The following is a 6,117-nucleotide window of genomic DNA, read 5'->3' on the forward strand; positions in this document are numbered from 1 at the left end:
CTGATCTGGCCGGCCTGACGTGCGACGTTGGATTGGCATTAGCTGCCGGATTTCGGGCGAAACCTGACCGTCAACCCACAGCACCGCGACCTTGTCGTTGCCGAAGGCGACGCACACTCGCCCAGCGGGATCGGTCCAGACGAGCCGGACGTCGCGGATCGGCAGCAGGTCTTCGTGCACCTTGGTCTCAGGCTTTTCGCTTTCGATCGTGATCTGCAGCACCGTGCCGTTGCCCGGGAACGCGTAGAGCTTGCCGTCTGGTCCGGCGTGGAGGACGACGGGCTCCGCGGTGCCCGGTGCCGCGTCGACCTGAGCGATTGGCGTGCCGTCACGCAGGAGCGAGCGGTCGATCAGCTGATAGGTCGCGCCGCCCAACTCGGCCTCGACGGGTGGCGTGTCGGCGGATCGCTCGACGCGCGTGTCGTCCGCCAGCGACTCCCAGCCGAACTCCGCAAGACGCCACGCGCCGCCGAGCTGCATCGTGGGCCAGCCCTCCGGTCCGCGACCAGCCATGCCGGGCACTTGCAGCGGGCCGGCGGTGCCGGTTTCGAGCACCCACGACGCGATCGACGTTGACGCCGCAGGCAGGCGCGTGTCGACCAGCAACTTGCCCGGCGACTCGCCTGCAAAAAGCCATCGCCCGCGACTGTCCCGTGCGATCGGCGTTGGCCAGTCGGTGGCGAGATCGTCTGGCAGCAGGCGTCGGAAGTGGTTGACGCCCCACGACTCGGGACCGTCGTCGCCGACGACGACAATGTCTCCGCCGATGCCGACGAGTGTGTCGCCGACGTCGAGTCGGTCGACCAGCGCTCGGTCCAGCAGGCGAATCCGCGAGCCAGGCCGAACAAGCAGGTGGGCCGGCTGTTTGACAACGCCGATGCCGGCTGCCTCCTCATACTCGACGCCGCCCTCGAAGTGCATGACGACGCCGAACCCGGGCAGCCGCGTGACGATCGAAGCCTTGCCCGGCAGTGGCAGAAATCCGCCGAGCGTCGGCTGATCGCCGTAGCCGAGCAGCGTGTCGATCGCCCGCTGTGCCAGCGGCCTGGCGTCGTCGTAGAGCACCACCAGCGGCTCACGCGCCGCAGGACCGAGCTGGGCGAGTCGGGCGAAGGCGGCGTCGCGTCGATCGGGATCGAAGTTGCCGAGCTCGCCGACGAGCATCGCGATCTCGTTCGCATCGACCGACTTGGGCGAGAGCGACAGCAGCGCGAGCGTGCCGTCGGGCATGACCTGCAGCACCGAGCCGTCGACGTACGGCACGAAGTGCAACGCGTCGGCCGACCAGTCGTCGCCGGCCGATTGCCAGGTGCCGTCTTTGAACAGCTGCACCGAATCGGCCGTGCCCGACCAGGCGATGATCGCATCACCCGCAGGCATGAGCCGCCAATCGTCGGCCGGCGTGGGAGGCGTGGCGAGCACCTCGATCGTCCCGTCTGGGTCCGGACGTTGGTCGATCGGCAGTCCGCCGTAGCGGCGTTCGTATCGCTTGGGATCGTCCGGCACATCGACCAGCCGCAGCAACGCCACGCCGTCTTCGGTCGGAACGGCCAGGGCGTCTTTCCATCCGATCGCATCGTCCCAGCGTGCAGCGGAGAGCTCGGCTTCGGCGGCGCCTGTCGCGTGGTGCCACGTGACGCGACCGTTGTTTGCGGTCAGAACTTCGAGGAATCGATCCTCGCCGCGGAAGGCGACGCGTGTCGTGCGGGCCCGTTGATCGGTGACGAACTCGCTCTCGCGCCAAGCCTCTGGATCGCGGGCAACGTCGTCGATCGGCTGGCCGTTTGGGTGCGAGAGCCAGAGCACGCCGCGGCTGTCGACGAGGTGAGGCGACGTCAGCACGACGGCCGCAGCGTCGGTCGTCGGCAGCGGCACGTCCGCCGGCCGTGTCGTCGGTAAGTCCGGCTCGGCTTCCAGCAGCAAGTCGTGGTAGACGACAATCGGTGTCGGCTCGACTTCTGCGGGACGCGTCGCCGGCTGGGTCGTGGGCGCTTCGGGCTCTGTCGGTTCGATGACAACCGGTTTCGGATCTCGATCGCAACCGACCACGAGCATCACGCTGAGCACCGACGTCGATAGCGTGATGCGAAGGCTCGTCCGTGGAGAAACAAGTGAAGCCACAAGCTGAGCGAAGCGATGCTTCGGAGCGCTTGTTCGTTCCGAGGCATCGCTTCGCTCAGCCTCCGGCTTCAGGTCGGGCACAAAGACGACCGAGACCCGCGTCCGTCGGTGCGAGACGCGATCGTCTGGGTCGGCGCGTGGAACGACGGTGCTCACGACCAACAGAATAACGCAACGCCGCTCGGTGGGGTGGGTCGAGCGACGTTGCGTCTTGAGGAGGTTTCGTTTGGGCTCAGCCCCGCGGGCCGCGGCCTCGGCCCGGGCCGAAGGGCAGCTCGATGCCGCGTTCCTTGGCTCGCTGCATCAGGGCGGCGGCGAACTCGGCACGCTTGGCCTGCTGAACGCTGTTGCCCTCACCGCCACCGCGGCCACGGCGGGCTCCGTCGCCTCGACCGTCACGCTCGCCGCGATTGCCACGCTCGGCGTCGGGCCGGTCGCCTCGGTCTGTGTTGGGTCCGTCGCCACCCTCGGGACGACCGCGACGACGCTCCGGTGCCGGCTCACCCGCGGCCTCGCGGCGTGCCCGCTCGGCCTCACGCTCGGCCATCCGCTTCATGATCTCGTCGAGCGTCTCGTCAAGGTACGCGTCGCGCTCTTCCAGCGGCGTGTCGAAGAAGCCGTCGACGCGATCCTGCATCCGCTGGCGCATCTCGGCACGACGCACCACACGCTCCGACTCAGGATCGAGCTCGGCCTTCTCCTCGTCGCTCAAGCTGGCGAGACGGTCGATGCGCTCCTGGCGAGCCTCGGGATCCATCTCCCGGCCTTGCTCGCGAAGCTCCTTGGCAATCTCGTTCGGATCGGCCTCGGCGACCTTCGTCGGCTGCCCGAGGAACGCGTATGCGACGCCCGCGGAAACGAGCAGGGCCAGTGCGGCAAGCGTGATGCCGCGGCGGCGGTTGCTCGATTCGTGCGACGGTGTGTTCTGTGGTTGGCTCATGTCAGGCTCCGTGTGAGGAGGTTGGGTTCAGTCATCATCGCGCCAGGGGCCGGCGCTGGAGTCGTGGAAAAGGAACTGTCGATCGCCGTCGCCCAGGCCCGGATGGAACCCGGCGTGATCGCGGAAGATCCAAAGCCGGAACGGCCTGCCGCGGTCCTCGGCCCGCTGACGGGCGTCGTTCACGACGTCGATCCACTTGTCGTTCTCGCGAAAGGCGTTGATGAACGGGTTGTAGTCGTAGCTGGTGCCATAGCCGTCGGCATACGAGACCAGGCCGTTGGCGTTGAAGTAGTCGCGGACGGCGTCGTCGTCGGACTGCTGGATGCCGATGGTTGTGTCGTTCGGGCAGAGCCAGACGCGCGAGTCCTCGTCCACCTCACGGCTCAATGTCTCGGTGATCGGCGGAAACGCGTTCAACGGCCCGCCGGCATAGGCGACCGGGTGCGGGTTGTATGCCGGATTCGTGAACGGCACCGGATTGGCCCGCGGCACTCTGGCGTCGGACGATTCCAGATACAGCTGGAAGACGTTCCCCAGCTCTCGCAGGTTGGAGAGGCACACAGTCCGATTCGCCGACGCACGGGCCTTACCAAGGACCGGCAGCAGGATCCCGATCAGCAAGGCGATGATGCCGATGACGACCAGCAGCTCGACGAGGGTGAAGGCGGAACGACGCACGCCCTCACAACGCCGCAGAGCAGCAGGCTATTCCGCCTCGTCTTCGGATTGATTTTCGATCAGATGCGTCTCCCAGAGTCCCAGACCCAAGCCGGCGAGATACTGATCGTCGTGCACGCCGACGTCCGCCAGGACCGCCTCGACCCGCTCGAGATCGACGGACTCGGCGTAGCCGGCCTGGAAGGCGAACACATCGATGGAGTCGTCTGCGTCCTCGAAGTGCGTCGCCGCTTCCTTCAGGCGTCGCTCGAATGCCTCCTCGTCGCCCGCGAGGAGGTCGAGCCGGGCCCGGTGAAGGAGGAGCATGCCGACCGAGTCGTCGCTTTGGTCCTCGAGGATCGCCAGGAACTGATCCACTGACGCGGCGTCGCCGGCGAGGCTGTAAAACCAGCCGATCGGTTCCAGGTCGAACGATGCTCCACCAGTCATCACCGCGTGGGCTTTGGCTTGTCCGATGTAGTCGTCTGCACGCTCCCGCTCGCCCCGGAGCAGAAGGAGCTGCGCCGCGAAGCTGTACTCGAACGCTGCCATATCCCGTTCGGGCTTGGCGGTGTCGTCGCCCAGAACGATGCGATACGCGACGTCAGAGACGATGGCATCCGGGTCCTGCACGGTCGTCAGACGGTCCAGAAGCTCCTCGGCCTGCTCGTTGTCACCCAGAGTGATCGCCGCGATGAGCGCGTTGTCGAGCAGGGTCGCCTCGTCGACGTCCTCGCGAGCCGCCTCGGGCATCGCGGCGAGCAACGCAAAGGCGTCGTCGATCCGACCCGCTTCGGCCAGGGCTTTGCTCCGGAGGACGCTGGTCGCTGGGAGCATCTCTGCGATCCGCACGGCACCTTCCTCATCGCCGATGGCCGCACGAATCGAGGCGGCGACGTAGAGAAAATCGTCTCGCTGCTCGTGATCGGCCGCGGCGAGTTCTGTCTTGGCCGCAAGCTCACCGGCGGCCTCCAGATAAGCGGTGGCGTTGGCGACGGCAGGGGCGAGGAACGCAACGAAAAGGGCGGCAAGACGAATCACGCCTGCCGAGGATCGTCGGCAGGCGACGTCGCGTCAATCTTCATGAAGGCACCTGTCGTGTGATAAACTGTGCGCCCATGACGCTTGCTCCTGACCAGGCCGATCACCTCACCGCCCGCCACGACGTCCTCGCCGAGGCGGACCCGGACGTCGCCCGACTCATCGAGCGGGAGGGCGAGCGGCAGCACGACACGCTGGAGATGATCGCCAGCGAGAATCACGTCAGCTCCGCCGTCCGCGCCGCCGCCGGAAGCGTGCTGACGAACAAGTACGCGGAGGGCTACCCGGCAGCCCGGTACTACAACGGCTGCGGCATCTACGACGAGGTCGAGCAGCTCTGCATCGACCGCGCCTGCCGGCTCTTCGGCTGCGAGCACGCCAACGTCCAGCCGCACTCGGGCGCGAACGCCAACCTCGGCGTCATGCTGGGCCTGTTCAAGCCCGGCGACACGTTCATGAGCATCAACCTCGCCAGTGGCGGGCACCTGAGCCACGGCATGAAGCTCAACGTGTCGGCCAAGATGTTCAACCCCGTCCACTACGAGCTCGACGCCGACGAACGCATCGACTTCGACGACGTGCTGGCCAAGGCAAAGGAGCACAAGCCGACGTTCATCATGTGCGGCTACTCGGCCTACCCGCGGACGATCGACTTCGCCAAATTCCGCGACATCGCCGACGAGGTCGGGGCGGTGCTTTGGGCGGACATCGCGCACATCGCGGGGCTCGTCGCCGGCGGGGCTCATCCGTCGCCGTTCCCGCACTGCGATGTCGTGACGACCACGACGCACAAGACCCTCCGCGGCCCGCGTGGCGGGCTGATCCTGTGCAACGATGACGAGATCCTGAAGAAGGTCAACCGCGGCATCTTCCCAGGCAGCCAGGGCGGGCCGCTCATGCACATCGTCGCCGCCAAGGCTGTTGCCTTCGGCGAGGCGCTTGAGCCGAGCTTCAAGGACTACGCCGCCCAGGTCGTCACCAACGCCAAGACGCTGGCCGAGGCCTTGCAATCCAAGGGCTATCGACTCGTCGGCGGCGGGACGGACACGCACCTCGTGCTCGTCGACCTGCGCGACAAGGACGCCGAGTTGACCGGCCGTGACGCCGCCGACGCGCTGGAAGCGGCCGGCATCATCGCCAACATGAACGGCGTGCCGAACGACTCGCGTCCACCACGCCTCACCAGCGGCGTCCGCCTCGGCACCGCCGCTTTAACGACCCGCGGCCTTGTCGAAGACGACATCCACCACGTCGCCAACTTCATCGACCGCGCCTTCGCCGCCGTCGGCGACGACGCGACGCTCGCGAGCCTCCGGTCCGAAGTCTCAGCATTCGCGGGCCGGTTTCCGATGCCGAGC

At 67.1% G+C, this 6,117-nt stretch carries 5 protein-coding genes; 1 reads left to right on the plus strand and 4 read right to left on the minus strand.

Annotated elements, in window-relative coordinates:
* The 4 genes from AAGI46_14965 to AAGI46_14980 form a co-directional block, all read right to left on the minus strand.
* Window positions 1-2,067, minus strand: a 2,067-nt coding sequence (locus tag AAGI46_14965; protein MEM1013508.1) for a hypothetical protein, incomplete at its 3' end; no start/stop codon positions are given.
* A 286-nt stretch (window positions 2,068-2,353) separates the two neighbouring features.
* Window positions 2,354-3,061, minus strand: a complete 708-nt coding sequence (locus AAGI46_14970; protein MEM1013509.1) for a hypothetical protein — start codon at window positions 3,059-3,061, stop codon at window positions 2,354-2,356.
* A gap of 27 nt (window positions 3,062-3,088) precedes the next feature.
* The gene (locus tag AAGI46_14975) at window positions 3,089-3,739 is read right to left on the minus strand and encodes a prepilin-type N-terminal cleavage/methylation domain-containing protein (GenBank protein ID MEM1013510.1); all 651 of its coding nucleotides are present in this window, start codon (window positions 3,737-3,739) and stop codon (window positions 3,089-3,091) included.
* Window positions 3,740-3,766: 27 nt separating this feature from the next.
* On the minus strand, window positions 3,767-4,759 hold the full coding sequence (locus AAGI46_14980) for a hypothetical protein (GenBank protein ID MEM1013511.1): 993 nt from the start codon (window positions 4,757-4,759) through the stop codon (window positions 3,767-3,769).
* 77 nt (window positions 4,760-4,836) lie between these two features.
* On the opposite strand from AAGI46_14980, the gene glyA reads away from it, so the two are divergent.
* Window positions 4,837-6,117: serine hydroxymethyltransferase (gene glyA, locus AAGI46_14985; protein MEM1013512.1), on the plus strand; the 1,281-nt coding region annotated here is incomplete at its 3' end.

This window comes from Planctomycetota bacterium (assembly GCA_038746835.1).
In the GTDB taxonomy this organism is placed as follows: Bacteria; Planctomycetota; Phycisphaerae; order Tepidisphaerales; family Tepidisphaeraceae; genus JBCDKH01.

Bases quoted from the DNA above. Each gene is read 5' to 3' on its own strand.
- AAGI46_14970 (MEM1013509.1), bottom strand. From the start codon at position 3,061: ATGAGCCAACCACAGAACACACCGTCGCACGAATCGAGCAACCGCCGC.